The organism is Bizionia saleffrena (genome assembly GCF_008086175.1).
GTDB classification, from domain to species: Bacteria; Bacteroidota; Bacteroidia; order Flavobacteriales; family Flavobacteriaceae; genus Bizionia; species Bizionia saleffrena.
This window is the reverse complement of sequence record NZ_VSKM01000004.1, coordinates 88,642-105,009: the sequence shown is the minus strand read 5'-3', so window position 1 is coordinate 105,009 and position 16,368 is coordinate 88,642. Positions and strand designations below refer to the sequence as shown.

Here is a 16,368-nt window from a genome sequence, read left to right as displayed (position 1 = left end):
TTTATATTCAGAGTTTATACACTCTCATCATTTATTATTTATTATTCGTTATTGGTAGCAATTATACGGTTAATTCGTAATCTGTAATCTGGGCTATCTACGTTTTTAGCATCTATAAAAGTTTCCGTATCTGTGCCTTTTGAATACACATTATTGAAAGCCCTGCTTCCGTACCAGTTTTCTAAATCGTCATTACTTCTTCTATCCTTGACAAAAATATTTCCATTACAACTGTTAAAATAATTTCTAGTAAACACTAATTTCTCAAGGCTTTCATTATTTATTTCAATCTTCTTACCTAATATAACAGCAGGATTAAATCCCGAAATTACACTTTTATCAATTTTGAAGGTAACGGCGTCTCCTATAAAGATAGCTTCGTTTACTAAACCAATTTTGATATCATTCTCTAAGTCATTACTTATATTAATTAAAGTAAGGTTTTCTGCCTCGACTACGGTTTGCGTTTTCGATAAGTCGGGAGTTGTATCTGGATCATGATTTAATATATTTAAACATCTAGAAGCTCCTGCCTTAGAAACATAAGGAGATTTTACTGCCAAAGAGTTCGTTATTGTACATTGAGCACCATAATTTATTTGATAATCATTACTACTCGATCTATAAGATACTAGTTTGTCTAAAGTTACATTGCCACCTAAAATACTGAATGAGTTTCCTTCGCAATAACTTATCATTAAGTTATCTAGTGTTGTGTCTTTACCAACGCCAGCGAGAGTAAGTGCGTTAAAATAGCCATAGTCTTTAGTTCTTTTACCAGCGTATTCTATCCTAACATACCTTAAAATTCCAGAATTACTATTTGGATTATCGCCACCATAGCTAATACTTCTAGAATCTGTTGGATTTAAACCAAAATTTAAAACTGCGGTACCACCATTTTTATTAATTGGTGCATCACCAAGAATGAAAAGACCTCCCCAATCTCCTGGTTTTTTTACGCTACGGCTTGATGTGAAAATAATGGGATCTGTATTTTTACCATTAGCAATTAAGGTAGAGCCATTACTAATAGTAAGTGATCCCTTAGTCTTGAAATCCCCGATTATTACTGTTCCGGGCTCAATAACTAACGTTGTACTGTCTTTAACAAATACGTCACCAAGTAGGAGGTAGACATCTTTTTTATATAATTTTGTGTCTTTAATAATATTACCACTCAGTATTTGAGTAGGCTCTCCATACACAACCTTATTGGCTTTAAACTGTGTCCAATTATTTAACCAGTTCTCAAAACCAGTAATTCCCTTTTCTTGTTGCGCATAAATACAGGTACAACTAAGTGTAACTATTAAAAGCAGGATGTTGATAGTGATTTTTCTCATAGCGGTTAAATCAATTTATAAATTATTGGGAATAATATCTTGGACGAATATAAAAATTTATATGAATAAATACACGTTAAATGCAAATAATGACGCTAAAACGCATAAATAATTTAAAAATATAATACTTTTCTTACAAATTTAACAATAACGAAGGTTGTTAATTAAATAGTGAATGGATTTAGGTTTTAGGTAATTATTAAAGATTTTGAATACACCTGAATAGAACTAATTTGATTTAAAATCGTTGTAAGTATGAAGAGATTTTAATATTTCTTCATAAAATAATATAGCAGATATAAGATCTCTGGAATCTGAATACGGCAATATTGATCTCTGAAATTCTACGGTACTATCAAAATAATTTGTAGTAGCATCAAGGTTTGCTTGCAACGCTTTAATATTTTCTTTAGTCTCAGGAATCCCTAAAGTTTCCATAGTAACATTTGGGGTAGTTGCAAAGGCTATATTAGGTAATATTTTTACAATAACCTCTATACGACGTATATATAGAGTTAATATAGCTCCTTTTGATAATCTACTTAATTCATCTTGACTGTGGTATTTAGCAATACCGACTTTACCATTGATCAATTGAAGAGATTGTTTATTTTTCTGTGCTGAACTAATACTCACTATCATAAAAAAAATAATGGTAAAAAAAGTAGTTTTTGCTTTCATTTGAGGGGCTTTAAGTTTTATTTAACAAATCTATATAAATTATTGAAAAAAACAACTCTATTCTTAAATATTTTAAGATAATTTTATCGAGCAACTATTCTTTTTATCAGTTAAACTGTATAAACATTAGGTAAAGGGCATATTTATACGACAAATAGCTGTACAGTTAAAATACCAAATAGGTCTTCAGTTTAATAGAAATTATTTCTATTAAAGAGATCATTCTTTAGTGCACATTTATCCTTATAAAATTTATTTGTAAGAAAATTAATACTTTATTTTTATTTGTACTCCATTCATTTACTTGTTATTAAGCACGAAATATGGTGACCGTTTAAATTTAAAATTTATTTATTTTAACCTAAAATACATAATTACATTTCTTCTTTATCGACTGCATTTCATCGAGGTAATTGACTTTAAATAACATTTCAACGTAAATTTTAAGCGTTCGTGCGATTTTTAGTGAAATTAAAAATAAAACCCCCTATTTTAATAGTAATCAAACGCTATTATTATGAAAATTCTAACCACTTTTTTACTATTTGTATCCTTTTTGAGCTCTAATTTTTTAAGCTACTCACAAGATTACCAAGAAGTTTCGCACGAAACCACTTTAAATTATTTAAAACGCAGCTCTATCTACGTTTATACAGAACTTAATTTAAATAATATCGATACTATTCCAGGTTACGATTCAAAGCGTGATAAGCTTAAAATTTCAGGAACCATTTATAACAGCGATGGTATAACTCCTGCAGTAAATGTTTTACTATATATAGAACAGCCTAATGAATTTGGTGATTTTGAATTAAAAAAACAGAACGGTAAGCGCTACGTAAAGCATAACGCTTGGATAAAAACGGATGCTGATGGACGCTACACTTTTTTCACCTTTATACCCGGAAACGACCGACGTTACAAAATTCTAAAACAATTGTTTCCTATTATCAAAGTACCATTACATAAAGAATATGCTTTAGAAAGTTTCTTATTTAATGATGACTATTTACTTACAAAATTATGCCGTAAACGTTTAGCAAAAAAAGGAGATATCACCAGAATTTTAAATCCTAAACTAGATAATGGATTATTGGTAGTAGAAAAAAACATTATTTTAAAGCGTTTTAATTCTGACTTATAAAGTAGTTTTACTTTTATATACCGTAAAAACTGATGTTTTAGGGTCTATTATCCCTCTCGTTCTGTGATTTGGCTATCATGAAATGGTACAGCGAAACTTTTCCCTTTTTCTGAGAATTTTATACGACGCTACACGCCTAAACTTAACTTGGGTAACGAATGCAGGAGCTATAAGGTGTACTATTTTAAAATAGCACCGATCTATTGCTTTCACTTTCTCATAAATTATGATATACAATCAAATATATAGTGTTATTTTTAAATTTCGAACCCTGTTACATTATTAATAGGTAACAGGGAACTTGAAGAAAATAGTTTAAACTTCGATTTATCTAAACATAATAATTTACTACAAATGATTAATAAAAGGCTAGAAAAACTTCGCCAAACACTATCTAAATACAATTTAGACGCCGTAATTATTCCATCAACAGATCCCCACCAATCAGAATATGTCGCAGAACACTGGAAAGTAAGGGAATATTTTACTGGATTCACAGGATCTGCTGGGGTGTTAGTCGTTAACCACAATGAAACTGCCTTATGGACAGATTCTCGTTATTTTATACAATTTGAAGATGAATGCGCTGCTTATAACATCAACTTACATAAACAGTCGGTTCCTCATGCACCCGAACACGTACAATGGATATGTGATAGTTTAAAAGAAAAGGCGGTTATAGGAATAGATTTTTTGCAGTTTTCGAAAGCTCAACTTGATTATATAGAGAGCATAGCGAAAACGAAACATATTAAACTGCAAAATATCCCAAATTTAGTAGATGATATTTGGTCTGATAGACCTGGACTACCTAATTTTTCAGTCAATTTACATCCCTTGGAATATAGCGGTGAAACAACAGCCTCAAAAATAGAAAAAGTTCAAAGTAAAATTACCGATGCCAAAGCCGATTACTATTTGTTTTCAAGTCTAGATGAAATAGCTTGGTTGTTTAATATCCGTTCTCAAGATATCGATTTCACACCCTTAGTTACCGCTTACGCCATGGTAGGGTTGGAAAACACAGTCCTATTCTGCAATAGGAATCGATTTACGTCTCAAGCTATCGAGACCTTTTCAAAATTGAATATTAACATCGTTAATTATGATGTAGCAATTGATGAATTAGGAGAAATAGAAGCGAATAAAAAAATAATTGCGGATGTATCCTCTTTAAATTATGCCGTTTATAATGCTGTAAAAAGTCAATTTATAGTTCAGAATTCAGTAGCTAAAGAATGGAAAGCTATTAAAAACGCAACCGAAATCCAGGGTGCAAAAAACTGTATGATTAAGGATGGTATCGCGCTTACCAAATTTTTTATATGGTTGGAAAAAGAACTTAAAACAAAATCTCTTTCAGAGTACGAGATTGGTAAAAAGTTAGAGAGTTTCCGGAAAGAACAAGCCTTGTATATGGGCGAATCTTTTGCTGCTATTGTAGGCTATAAAGGCAATGGAGCGGTTATTCATTATACAGCACCAAAAAATGGCTCTGCACGAGTAAAAAACGAAGATATTCTTTTAGTCGATAGCGGTGCACAATACAAGGACGGTACCACAGATATTACCCGCACCGTTTGGCTAGGCGGGACACCAACAGACGAATTGAAAACGGCGTATACCGCTGTGTTAAAAGGCTATATAGAACTCGAGCAATTACAATTCCCTAAAGGCACAGTCGGTATGCAAATGGATGCTTTTGCGAGAGTCCATTTATGGAAACAAGGGCTAGATTATGCGCACGGTACTGGTCACGGTATAGGAAGTTTTGGGATGGTGCATGAACCGGCGCAAGGGTTTACAACCAATCCAGCAACGAGTAGTGGTAGTTCAGTACATGCTGCACATCAATTAACAACAATAGAGCCTGGGTGTTATAAAAAAGATGTTTATGGTATTCGTATTGAAAATGTAGTGCTTTCGGTAGGTAAACAACAAACCGAATTTGGAGACTTTTTAGGCTTTACACCAATTACGTTATTCCCTATAGACAGACAACTCATAAACACAACGCTATTGTTAGATTCTGAAAAGGAATGGTTTAATGCGTATCATAAAATGGTTTTTGAGCACTTATCGCCATTATTGAATACCGATGAAAAGGCTTGGTTAAAAGATATCTGTAAAATATTGTAACAACCTTTGCAAACAAGAAATTTTATGAGTCTATTTTTTTATATATTTATGAAAACGGTTATTACGGTTTAAAGTCGTGCGGCATTAATAAAAAGATAAAGCATCGCTGAGGATTGCGTATTTAAAAATTTAACGACATTGGGCAGAATACTTAACGCATAAGAACTGCCAATGTCAATAAATAGTCGGCTTTATTTCAAGTATAAAAACGAGAACGAGTGATACAGTTTACAATAATCAATACTTAAAAGCTCCACATATATGTTACACACTGTTTTATTAGAACGCGAAATATACGCCTCAGAAGAGCATAAAATGATGCAAGGTATGATTCAGGATTTCATTAACAACGAAATTATTGAGCACACTGAAGAATGGGAAAAAAACGGAATGGTTAGTCGGGATATCTGGGAACGCGCCGGAAAATTGGGATTGCTTTGCATTGATATGCCAGAGAACTATGGTGGTAGTGGTTTAGATTTCAGCTTTAGTGCTTTATTTATTGAAGAATTGGGTAAAAAAGGAGTCAGTGGGCCAGGTTTCTCTTTACATTCAGATATTGTGGCGCCCTATCTTTTAAAGTATGGTACCGAAGCCCAAAAACAAAAATATCTACCTCAAATGGCGACCGGAAAACTCATTACATCCATTGGAATGACCGAGCCCAATTGTGGTAGTGATCTTAAAGCTATTAAAACAAATGCGGTAGATAAAGGAGACCATTATTTGGTTAACGGACAAAAAACTTTTATCACCAATGGGTATATGTGCGATATGGCTATCGTTGCTGTAAAAACTAATATTGGAACAGAGAAAGAAGGCGTGTCTTTATTAATTATAGAAAGCGCCTATGACGGTTTCGAAAAAGGAATTCCTTTCAAAAAAATTGGGATGAAAGCCCAAGATACGTGCGAGTTATTTTTTGATAATGTCAAAGTGCCAAAAGAAAATTTATTAGGAGAAGAAGGGAGTGGTTTCAAAATTATGATGACAGAATTGGCTAGAGAGCGTTTAACAGTAGCACTAAATGCTATTGGTGGTGCAGAAGGCGCTATTGAAAATACTATTGACTATACCTCTACAAGAACCGCTTTTAAGCAGCCTATTGCCGCATTTCAAAACACACAATTTAAATTGGCCGAATGTGCTACACAACTACAAGTGCATCAAACGTTTGTAGATCGCTGTACACAGTTATTAACAAAGCATCAACTTACGGCGGAAAGCGCTTCAATGGCGAAGTATTCTGCAACCGAAATGCACAGTAAAATAGTGGACGAATGCCTACAGTTATTTGGAGGTTATGGTTATATCTGGGATTACCCAATTGCCCGAATGTATGCAGATAATAGGGTAGCTAGAATTTATGCCGGCACTAATGAGATTATGAAACTATTAATAGCCCGCGGGCTATTTAGAGAATTGTTTCAACATTTGAAGGCCATAAAAAAACAAGTGTAATTACTAGGTAAAGCCAGAGATCACTGCGTAGAAATAAGAAAGAACAAAGACTTTAAATTAGCAAATGAACACACTATAAAAATATTTAAAGAGTAATTACCGTAAAACTCAATACTATGTGGTGTTAAGAAGTAGAGTCTTAGATAGTATCTAATTACAACGAAATCATTCCTAAAAAAGAGTATTGCAAAAAGCTATTGATTTTCGCATCTTTGTCTAATGTATCAGTCTATTATTAAACACATAAATAATCATATTAGTCCAACAGAAACCGACAAACAATTATTTAATTCTTATTTAAATGAAATTAATGTCGATAAAGGTCAGTTTTTACTCAAGCCTGGCACACATATAAAGCACGAATATTTTGTTATAAAAGGGTGTTTAAAGGCTTATTATATAGGAGACAAAGGCAATAAGCATATTATTCAATTTGCCGTCGAAAATTGGTGGGTTGGAGATTTTGATGCCTTCTATAATCATGTCCCTTCAAAATTATATATTGAAGCTATTGATGATTCACAGCTATTATCCATTAATTATAACAATCTTCAAAAGATTTATGAGGAAGCTCCCATTTTTGAGCGCTACTTTAGAATTTTAACTACTCAAGCTTTTATTTCTCAACGTAAACGCATTTTATCGACACTAGAAAAGAATACAAAAGACCGCTATGCTGAGTTCTGTGCGTCGTATCCAAATATTGAAAACAGAGTGCCTAATTACGACATTGCAAATTACCTGGGTGTTTCGGCAGAAAACTTAAGTCGCGTTAGGCGCCAAGTAAAAAGTTAAAACAGTCTTAATTGATATGCGTCAATTTTATTAGCATTTTGTAATTGTAACTTTGTACGTCTCGAAATTATAAAAGAACGGACACATTGGCTAGATTTTAGTACTAACAAATCAAAAGAAAAACAGATGAGCAAACAACATTTATTAACACCATATAACAACAATATTAACTTAAACAACAGAGTTGTTGTGGCACCTATGACGCGTAGTAGAGCCGATAATGAAGGCAACGTGCCAACTAAGAATCTACACGCCTTGTATTACGAGCAACGCGCATCGGCAGGTTTAATTATTACAGAGGGCTCTCAAGTGTCTAAAGAAGCCGTTGGTTATATACATACTGCGGGTATTTATTCTGATGAGCAAGTAGAAGGTTGGAAAGAAGTAACCCAGCGTGTGCATAATAAAGGGGGAAAAATATTTATTCAGTTATGGCATGTGGGTAGAATGTCGCATCCCGATTTTCATAATGGTGAATTGCCATTGTCGGCGTCTGCTATAAACCCGAATGCGCAATCATTTACTGCAGAAGGTTTTAAAGACACGGTTACGCCAAAAGAAATGACCATTGAAGACATTAAAAAGACGGTTAATGATTTTAAAAATGCGGCAGCAAATGCGGTAAAAGCAGGTTTTGATGGTGTTGAAATACATTCTTCAAACGGCTATTTATTTCATCAATTCTTCAATAATGCTTCTAATGAAAGAACCGATGAATATGGTGGAAGTATAGAGAACAAAACGCGTTTCTTTTTTGAAGTGCTCGATGCGATTAAAGAGGTAATTCCGCAGGAAAAAATTGGTACCCGTTTTAATCCGTCGTTAAATGGTTTATTCGGAATGACGCTGGATGCGGAGACGATTCCGACTTTTGAATATATTATTAAAAAATTAAACGCTTATAATTTAGCTTACGTTCACCTTTCTGAACCCTTTACAGATGTTTCAGAAATCCCTTATGCTGTAACAGAAATCGCTAAACATTTCCGTCCACTATATAACGGAACTTTAATGATTAATACAGCATTCACTCAAGACAAAGGAAATAAAGTAATTGAAGAAGGCTACGCCGATTTAGTCGCTTATGGTAAACCCTATATTTCTAATCCGGATTTGGTAGAACGATTTACAAACCACCTAGATCTGGCAGCTTGGAATGAAGATACATTTTACACCACAGGAGCAAAAGGATATACAGATTATCCTAAAGCTTCAGAATAAAGAGTGTAACTAAAAACAGACCCTATGAAATTTACACGAAAAGGAAGTGCAGTATGAAATGGCATTGGAAAAGACGGACAAGGTCAGGTTACTACAAAAAGTAACGTTTTAGATACGGCACGCTATTCGTTTCACACCCGTTTTGAAGATGGAAAAGAAGGAACTAACCCTGAGTAGTTAATAGGCGCCGCACACGCAAGCTGTTTTGCAATGCAATTAAGCGTGTTATTAAGTAGCGCTAATTTTACAGCAACAACGCTAGACGTAAGCGCTACCGTGACTTTCGATGATGGGGCGATTACAAACATTATGTTAAACTTAGAAGGAGAGGTGCCAGAAATTGATGCCGAGAGATTTCAGCAGATAGCGCATAAAGCGAAAGAGGTTTGTCCTATTTCAAAAGTGATAAATACAGAAATCGAATTAAAAGTCACTTTAAAAAACGGCTTATTATAGCGCCGATTACGACCAAAGCCTAAAGTAGGGCAGGATGGAAGCGGTATTAATAATAGTTTTACAGGTCGAAAAGTAAATACTATTTAGGAAGACTTAAATGTGAGCCGCAAAGCATTGGGAGATAATATTTTGACTTCCACTAAAAATAAATTTATTTTTTATGAAAACGATGAGGCTTTATAAATATTTTGGCACTATATTTGTATTATTATTATCAAATTATTAATTACAATATTATTATTATGAGTAAAGGAACAGTAAAATTTTTCAACGACGCCAAAGGATTTGGATTTATCACTGAAGAAGGAGTAGACAAAGATCATTTTGTACACATTTCAGGATTAATTGATGAAATTCGTGAAGGTGACGAAGTTGAATTTGATTTAGAAGAAGGAAACAAAGGATTAAATGCAGTAAACGTAAAAGTTATCTAATTATATATTTCAAGTTTTTTAAAAGCCTATCAATTTATTGATGGGCTTTTTTGGTTTTATATGTTAGCAAGATGTAACTAATAAAATATAGAGCAATTACAGAAGCAACCTAAAGCGTGAAATTGTTTATAAAAACAGCCTTTAAAAGTATTAAATTTGTCCCCGCAAGCGCAATCGAAAGGTTCCTTATCAAGTCATAAATAGAAAAGAATTGCTTATACCACCACACCGCGGCTTTTGTTTATCCTGAGCGCAGTTGGAGGGATTTATCGGTTAATAAGAATGACATCAAATTCCCTATTCCAGATGTTTAAAAACTCGGACGTCTACAACACACACACAACACTTGCGAAAATGATCCACAACAGTTATGAGGTTGTATTAGTTGGAAGAAAGAATTAAAACCCTAAGATACAATTCAGCACTAAAAGAAAATATTCTTAAAGAATACGGGGTGCGTTAAAGCGTAAAATGCTATATAAATAGAACCTTTAAAAAACACTCAACAGTTCCCACGGCGTGCAGTCTAGCGGTCTCTTAAAAATGATAAAAAGGAATCCCAAGAAGTCTATACTTTAGTGTTATTCTTCTAAACGTCGTAAATGGGCGCAAACGGACAATAAGTACAGATAGCATAGATAGTTTATAAGCAAATCTCTTAAATACTATTTTAGGCGTTGCTTCACTATTTTGTAAAGGGATCTTAGATATAGCTTACATTTGGGGCTCGGCAATCTCTACAACGCTATTTTTATCTACAACGCTACTATCAGAGGTCTTTGCCATTTCGCTTCTTATTTGCTTAATAGTAAGCGTACTGCCATCATGGCTCCATCCGGGTGGTCCAAAAACATATTTAAATTTGTGGTACCAGTTGTTTGATTTTTTCATATCCTCCCAAATGTTTTTGTATTCGTGAGTTAAAACAACAAATAGATTGTAAGAATCTGGAGGTACAGACACCCCGTATTCTATAGCGATAGACTCATCGAGTTGTTTCCAAGTTCCAAAAACCCTATCAAAAACATTGAGGATTCCCCCGTGGTTTTTGTCCATATATTCAATATTCCGAGCGTGGTGGACTTGGTGCATAGTATGAGTATTCAGAAATTTTTCTATAAACCCCAATTTTTTTACATATTGTGTGTGCAGTTGAAATTGCCATAGCGCTTCAATACCCATACAAACCACAAGCATTTCTGGTGGGAATCCAATTACTACGATCCAAACATAAAAAAAAGGTTTATAAAAAATAGTAAACCAACCGTTACGCACAGCCGTTCCCAAATTAAAATTGTCTGACGAATGATGCACAATATGTGCTGCCCATAAAAAGCGGATCATATGATTTTGACGGTGGAACCAATAATAGGAGTAATCATCTAAAAGCATACAAATTATCCAAATATACCACACATACCCAAAGGACTCCCAGCCCATAATATTCGTTCTAACCCCATCTATTATTGGATTGAAGAATTCGTAAGCTAAGTTAAACACCAATATTACGGCCACTGTTTTTATTAGTGCAGCGACTACTGCAGATCCTAACCCAAGTGATAAGCTTGTTAATAAATCCTTCCATTTATATAGTTGTTTGTCATCCAAAGTTTTGCTGTAGATAAGCTCTATTGCGATAAAGCCTAAAAAACAAGGAACTCCATAAACTAACGGGTTTGTAAAATCCATTTAGTAATAGTTTTAATAAGAGTTTGTGTAACGGTAATTCCGTTCTAAAATTTATTTTCGGCAATATACTTTAATTTAATGCAACACTACTCCTGTACAAAATCTTTCATCTTTAGAATACGTTAAAATTTTATATAAAAAAGGGTTGTGGCGCCGGTTAGTGTTAACAATTATGGTTTTAGGAGACTTAAAGACACTTCTTAACAAACACATCTATTCTTAACACAAGAACGACAAAGATGGTAACCAAATTTAGAGGGTTGCGTGTCTCTATTTTCAAAAAATAGAAGTTATGAGAAAGCGTTTAGGTCATTTCAAATTTTATTTAACTAAGAATATATACGAGATCACGTTATAAAGAAATGCTTAAATCAGTGGTATTATGTACACACTTGGAACCTAAATTCATCAAAATTCATGTATCTTTAACATTCAAATTTTAAGCTAAAATTCTATTAGATTTATGAAGTATCTTTCACTTATGTCCTGCCTGCTTGTTCTACTATTCTCTAGTTGCAATGAGGTCAATCCCAAAAGTGAACAAGAGGTGCGTGAGTTTTTAAAACAATGGAACGCATCACATACAGCATTAAAGGCACCGTATTTAGAACGCGATTATATGCCCGTTGTAACGTATTACGGAGAAGAGCGTACTAGAACTCAGGTGCAACAAGATAAGAAACTGTTATTTCAGCAATTTCCGAATTATACACAACGTATTCTAAATGACCCACTTACTATTACCAAAGAGGCTGGAGTTTATTTAGTTACGTTTACAAAACGCGTTAGTTACAATGGAATAGAAGCCGATTACACCTCTTATCTTTCCATGATGATAAGAAATGGTGATTTTCAAATACTAAGAGAAGGTGTTGCTGAAAACTCTAAAGATCTAGATGCTCCTATTTTTCCGAGTGCTCGCGCAGATATCGCTTTCTTTACTAATAACAGACAATTGTTCGGCGATTTTAATGGCGATGGTCTATCGGACTATGCAACTGTGATCTCTCCAACGACAACGATGGCGCAAAGTGGCGATACGGTGGTATGTAAAGGAGAATGCAACAGCGTAATCACCTTTAGTAATAAAGACCTTAAGGCTATAACCATTAAAGGGGCATACAAATCGCAGTTAGAAAACCTTAAAGACCTTAATAGTGATGGTGCAGACGAGATTGGTTTCTGGGATATAAAACCCACAACCAAGAGTTTCTATGTATTTGATGCTACCAATGGCGCTTTACTTAGTGGGCCTGTTGTAATTAACACCACCGTCCATAAAAACCTTAATCTTATCGACGTTTTTAAAAATGCCGGCCCTAATAAAATTACGGTAACACGCAGTGCGCAAGTTAATGGAAAGTGGATTTTAGAAAACGAAACAATTGCTCTGGATTAACCGGATAATTATATTTAATCAGTTTCTTATAAACAGAGCTAAAAGGAGAGCTTTTATTTTGGCGATGTAATAGTAGTGCATATATTTAATTCTGAAAGTAATATTACTGCAATACTTACGATGGGGGATAAATTATGATTACATATAACAAGTGCTAAAACTTTATTTTCACTCACATCTTTACTTATTTTTTTTATTTTTTATAAGGTGATCATAAAACTCCTGAAAAACCCATAAAACTAAAAATAAAATGAAACATTGTATTCTAAATAGCTTCTGTTTTTTTATTTAAATACATCTATAAAATGAAAAAATATTTTTAGTACTAGTTGTCGTTATGCAGTCTTTCTACGCTTGCGGACAAGCAAAGTATAAAACAATTTAACTGATAATCCACTAGAGAATATTAATGCTTTAAAGACTGTAGACGGTGTTTTTTTTAATAACAATTATTTAAATAAAGATGCATTAGATAAATTATCTCAATCAATACTTCCAAATGAATATTCTAAATGAAAAAAAAGAAATCTCATCTGGAATAGTAATATCTAGAGCTTGACAGTAAAATTGAAAGCGTTTCTCTAATTCCGAAAAAAGACTGTATCTCTAAGGCTATTTATACGTTTGCGGCAGTCTATGACAATCGTGTAATTGAAAAAACTTGAACCACAGGATAAACCTATTTATAAAATGTACTATAATTAATATTATGTAAAATAGCATTATTATAGTAATTGATCCTTTTGGTATGTCCACGCTTTCCTTTAATAAAAATTTAACGCTATTGTTTCATTTAAGCAAATCAAGAAATGGATTGAGCGCACCGCGCATTCTTAAATAGTATAAATTTGATAAGAACAAATTATTAATCTTAAAATCTAAAATTATGAATAATGATCAATTAGAAGGAAAATGGAAACAAGTTAAGGGTAAATTCAAACAAAAATACGGAGATCTTACCGATGACGATGTAACTTATTCTGAAGGAAAATTTGACCAAATGATGGGGAAACTTCAGGAAAAAACAGGAAAAACAAAGGAACAAATCTCTGATGAAATTAAAAATATGTAATTTAACAATTATTCAATTAGCGTAAAACACTAATTATTAAAGAGAGCGATCCTACGGGGTTGCTCTCTTTTTTTTGCCTTGGTAATACTTAATTTTTTCCTAAATTAGATTCTAATTGCGAAGTGTTTTAGTATCTTTAGTTAATAACATCATTAACTATTAAACATCAAATAATATGGACATAAATTTTGAATACCATGAAGTAAACCCTAGTGAGTCACTAGAAACTTTTGTCACAGAGAAATTAAACAAACTATTTAATAAATATGAGTTTATAGTACGCGCCGATGTCTTTTTTAAAATTCAAAACTTTTCTGATAATACAGGAAAAATAGCTGGGATACGTTTAAGTGCTCCTGGCCCTCGCCTATTTGCCGAAGATAATAGTGAGTCTTACCATAAGAGTGTTACTGAAGCCGTTAGCCAATTAGAACGCCAGTTAGAAAAGCGAAAAGGAAAAATGAAAACACATTAAGTCGTAATTAAACGTAATAAAACAAAAAAACTACTTTTAAAAAAGTAGTTTTTTTTTGATCTATAGCGAACGTCCACTGTTTTATAAGAGTCTCCCTTTTATCTCCTCTGTGTTTATATTATAAACACACTCAAAGGCTTCTCGTTTATAATAATTATCCGTTAATCAATAACAACACGTTTATCAATACGTGTTCCGTTCTCGGTAGTTAGTGTAAACACGTAAGTACCGCTAGATAGTGTATTTACCGGAAACACAAATGCTGTATTAGACGTAAAATTGGTTTTGTTTATTAGTCTACCCTCTAAAGCATAAATAGCGAGTGCAACGGACTCATCTTGAGGAGTTTCTAAAGAAATGGTAATTGCTTTAGAGGCCGGATTTGGATATAATTTTAGTGTTGTCGTCGCCGAAAAAGCAGCAACAAGATCTATACCTAAAGTGTTATTATCTATCGTCCACGTTACTGTATTTACGTGTATCGTAGTATGGTCATTAATGGCTTGCAAATTAGAATCATCTATTACATTTGCTGTCAGCGTATTGGAACCCATAACGAAATCATTTTCGTCTAGCTGTAAACTATCAGTATTTCCTGCAATAGTGGTTGCATTCAAGTGCCAACTAATCGCTAACGTATTTGGCATTGGATAAATTACATTTAAATTGAAAGGTATCGGATAGGTATCGGGTTCTAAAGTGATTGAATTATCTGGTAAAAATGACTCTATGGTCGCAACATAGTCGTGAATCTTTTCGATAATACCATCGCTACATACCGAACAGAAAGCATTTCCTAAAACTTCCATTTTACACGTTGTGTGTGGTTTATACCAAGTACCAGAGGTTTCACCGCAGCAATGCTGATACGTTCCAATACCGTTTACACCCATCCAATTACTCCATTTTACGGTGGTCGGATCGTTATTTTGCGTTAAGTTAATCCCTTCTTCTGCGTAATAATCTCCCGCCCAATATTCATCCTTTAATTCCGAAAACGAATGTCCGATTTCGTGCAAAGCAATTTCAGAACCGCTGGAATGCGTTGTTCCTATTGCAATAGCACCTCCACTCCCACCGTAATGTGGCGAATTTGTTAACACCACAATTTGATCGTACGACGGAATATTTGCAAATACCACTTGACTTACCAATAGGTTGTTACAGGTTAACAAGCGGTGTACATTATAACTATCAAAAGTCGAATCGAAGTAGGTGTCTACCATTTGAATAGGATGATAAGGCTCGGTAACGTCTGTTGCCGTTCCGGGATGATCTGCGCCACTTTCGTTTGAAGCCACTTTTATCGCATACACATTAAAGAAATTTTTATATTCTTTAAAGGGGGTTTGATTAAAAATTCCGGTGGTAAAGGCTTGAGCATCGCTTATAAATAAACCCTCTTCGGCAGCTGTATAGCCGTCGCCAATGAGTACTAAATTAATATGGTTATCGACCGCACCATTAACCAAAATATTTTCGACAGGAAACACTTGGGCCTGCACAGTAAAGCAACTAAAAACAATCAGTAAGGTTATAAAAATGGTTTTCATAGTTTTATTTTTTTAAGATGAAGGGCATCTAAATTCTCTAATACGTAGTGAATACTTATAAATTTCGAAGCTTTTTTAAGGGGGAAACGCGCAGTAAACGTTGCGCTATCTAATGCTATCGTACGCTTTATAAAATGATTGGTATCGTTTACATATTCTACCTCTCGCAATAGAGGATCTGGCAGCGTAAACGATTGTAAAACGGTATCGTTTTTATCTAAAATAGAACACACTAAATGCTTTTTAGACGGTGTTACTGTAGCGGTATGAGGTGTCTTTAAACGGCCTTTTTGTTTTTGAAGATCTACTAAATCAACCACATAATTGGAGTTGATTTTTTTAATACTAAAACTGGCGTTTACAATATAATTATCTGGTACTTGAGGTACTTCTTTTAAAATGTTCTTGTTTGTTCTTGTGGAACCATCAGTCGCTGTTACAATAGGTTTACAACCCAATTGAAGACTAAAAATAATACAAATAAGATTTTTTACCTTCATAAC

General features: G+C 33.7%; 15 protein-coding genes. 10 read left to right on the top strand and 5 right to left on the bottom strand.

The window, feature by feature from the left end; genetic code table 11:
• Positions 1–41 precede the first annotated feature (41 nt).
• Both ES676_RS04765 and ES676_RS04760 read right to left on the bottom strand, forming a co-directional pair.
• Positions 42–1,346 carry a hypothetical protein gene (locus tag ES676_RS04765; protein WP_148368901.1) on the bottom strand — a complete coding sequence of 435 codons (1,305 nt, stop codon included), beginning with the start codon at positions 1,344–1,346 and terminating at the stop codon, positions 42–44.
• A 228-nt stretch (positions 1,347–1,574) separates the two neighbouring features.
• Entirely contained in the window at positions 1,575–2,027 is a 453-nt protein-coding gene (locus tag ES676_RS04760) for a hypothetical protein (protein ID WP_148368900.1), read from the bottom strand.
• A 517-nt stretch (positions 2,028–2,544) separates the two neighbouring features.
• Between ES676_RS04760 and ES676_RS04755 the strand changes: the two genes are divergently transcribed.
• The 7 genes from ES676_RS04755 (at position 2,545) to ES676_RS04725 (ending at position 9,677) form a co-directional block, all read left to right on the top strand.
• Entirely contained in the window at positions 2,545–3,171 is a 627-nt protein-coding gene (locus tag ES676_RS04755; RefSeq protein WP_148368898.1) for a hypothetical protein, read from the top strand.
• A gap of 354 nt (positions 3,172–3,525) precedes the next feature.
• Complete coding sequence (locus ES676_RS04750; RefSeq protein ID WP_148368896.1) at positions 3,526–5,310, top strand: aminopeptidase P family protein; 1,785 nt, start codon at positions 3,526–3,528, stop codon at positions 5,308–5,310.
• Between the two features lie 261 nt (positions 5,311–5,571).
• On the top strand, positions 5,572–6,771 hold the full coding sequence (locus tag ES676_RS04745) for an acyl-CoA dehydrogenase family protein (protein WP_148368894.1): 1,200 nt from the start codon (positions 5,572–5,574) through the stop codon (positions 6,769–6,771).
• 219 nt (positions 6,772–6,990) lie between these two features.
• Positions 6,991–7,566: a Crp/Fnr family transcriptional regulator gene (locus ES676_RS04740; protein ID WP_148368892.1), complete on the top strand. Its 576-nt coding sequence runs from the start codon at positions 6,991–6,993 to the stop codon at positions 7,564–7,566.
• Positions 7,567–7,692: 126 nt separating this feature from the next.
• The gene (locus tag ES676_RS04735; protein ID WP_148368891.1) at positions 7,693–8,787 is read left to right on the top strand and encodes an alkene reductase; all 1,095 of its coding nucleotides are present in this window, start codon (positions 7,693–7,695) and stop codon (positions 8,785–8,787) included.
• Between the two features lie 180 nt (positions 8,788–8,967).
• On the top strand, positions 8,968–9,243 hold the full coding sequence (locus tag ES676_RS04730) for an OsmC family peroxiredoxin (RefSeq protein ID WP_394348787.1): 276 nt from the start codon (positions 8,968–8,970) through the stop codon (positions 9,241–9,243).
• Positions 9,244–9,485: 242 nt separating this feature from the next.
• Positions 9,486–9,677, top strand: coding sequence for a cold-shock protein (locus ES676_RS04725; protein WP_148368890.1), 192 nt, complete (start codon positions 9,486–9,488; stop codon positions 9,675–9,677).
• Positions 9,678–10,391: 714 nt separating this feature from the next.
• Here the strand turns inward: ES676_RS04725 and ES676_RS04720 are convergent.
• Positions 10,392–11,366 carry a sterol desaturase family protein gene (locus ES676_RS04720; RefSeq protein WP_148368889.1) on the bottom strand — a complete coding sequence of 325 codons (975 nt, stop codon included), beginning with the start codon at positions 11,364–11,366 and terminating at the stop codon, positions 10,392–10,394.
• A gap of 463 nt (positions 11,367–11,829) precedes the next feature.
• On the opposite strand from ES676_RS04720, the gene ES676_RS04715 reads away from it, so the two are divergent.
• The 3 genes from ES676_RS04715 (at position 11,830) to hpf (ending at position 14,312) form a co-directional block, all read left to right on the top strand.
• Positions 11,830–12,765 carry a hypothetical protein gene (locus ES676_RS04715; protein ID WP_148368888.1) on the top strand — a complete coding sequence of 312 codons (936 nt, stop codon included), beginning with the start codon at positions 11,830–11,832 and terminating at the stop codon, positions 12,763–12,765.
• 886 nt (positions 12,766–13,651) lie between these two features.
• Positions 13,652–13,837 carry a CsbD family protein gene (locus ES676_RS04710; protein WP_148368887.1) on the top strand — a complete coding sequence of 62 codons (186 nt, stop codon included), beginning with the start codon at positions 13,652–13,654 and terminating at the stop codon, positions 13,835–13,837.
• A gap of 175 nt (positions 13,838–14,012) precedes the next feature.
• Complete coding sequence (gene hpf / locus ES676_RS04705; protein WP_148368886.1) at positions 14,013–14,312, top strand: ribosome hibernation-promoting factor, HPF/YfiA family; 300 nt, start codon at positions 14,013–14,015, stop codon at positions 14,310–14,312.
• A gap of 161 nt (positions 14,313–14,473) precedes the next feature.
• On the opposite strand, the gene ES676_RS04700 is transcribed toward hpf, so the two are convergent.
• Together ES676_RS04700 and ES676_RS04695 are read right to left on the bottom strand one after the other, a co-directional pair.
• A complete protein-coding gene (locus tag ES676_RS04700) occupies positions 14,474–15,865 on the bottom strand; it encodes a T9SS type A sorting domain-containing protein (RefSeq protein WP_148368885.1) in 1,392 nt (463 codons plus the stop codon).
• Complete coding sequence (locus tag ES676_RS04695) at positions 15,862–16,365, bottom strand: hypothetical protein (RefSeq protein ID WP_148368884.1); 504 nt, start codon at positions 16,363–16,365, stop codon at positions 15,862–15,864. The genes ES676_RS04700 and ES676_RS04695 overlap by 4 nt, the downstream gene beginning before the upstream one ends.
• Positions 16,366–16,368 lie beyond the last annotated feature (3 nt).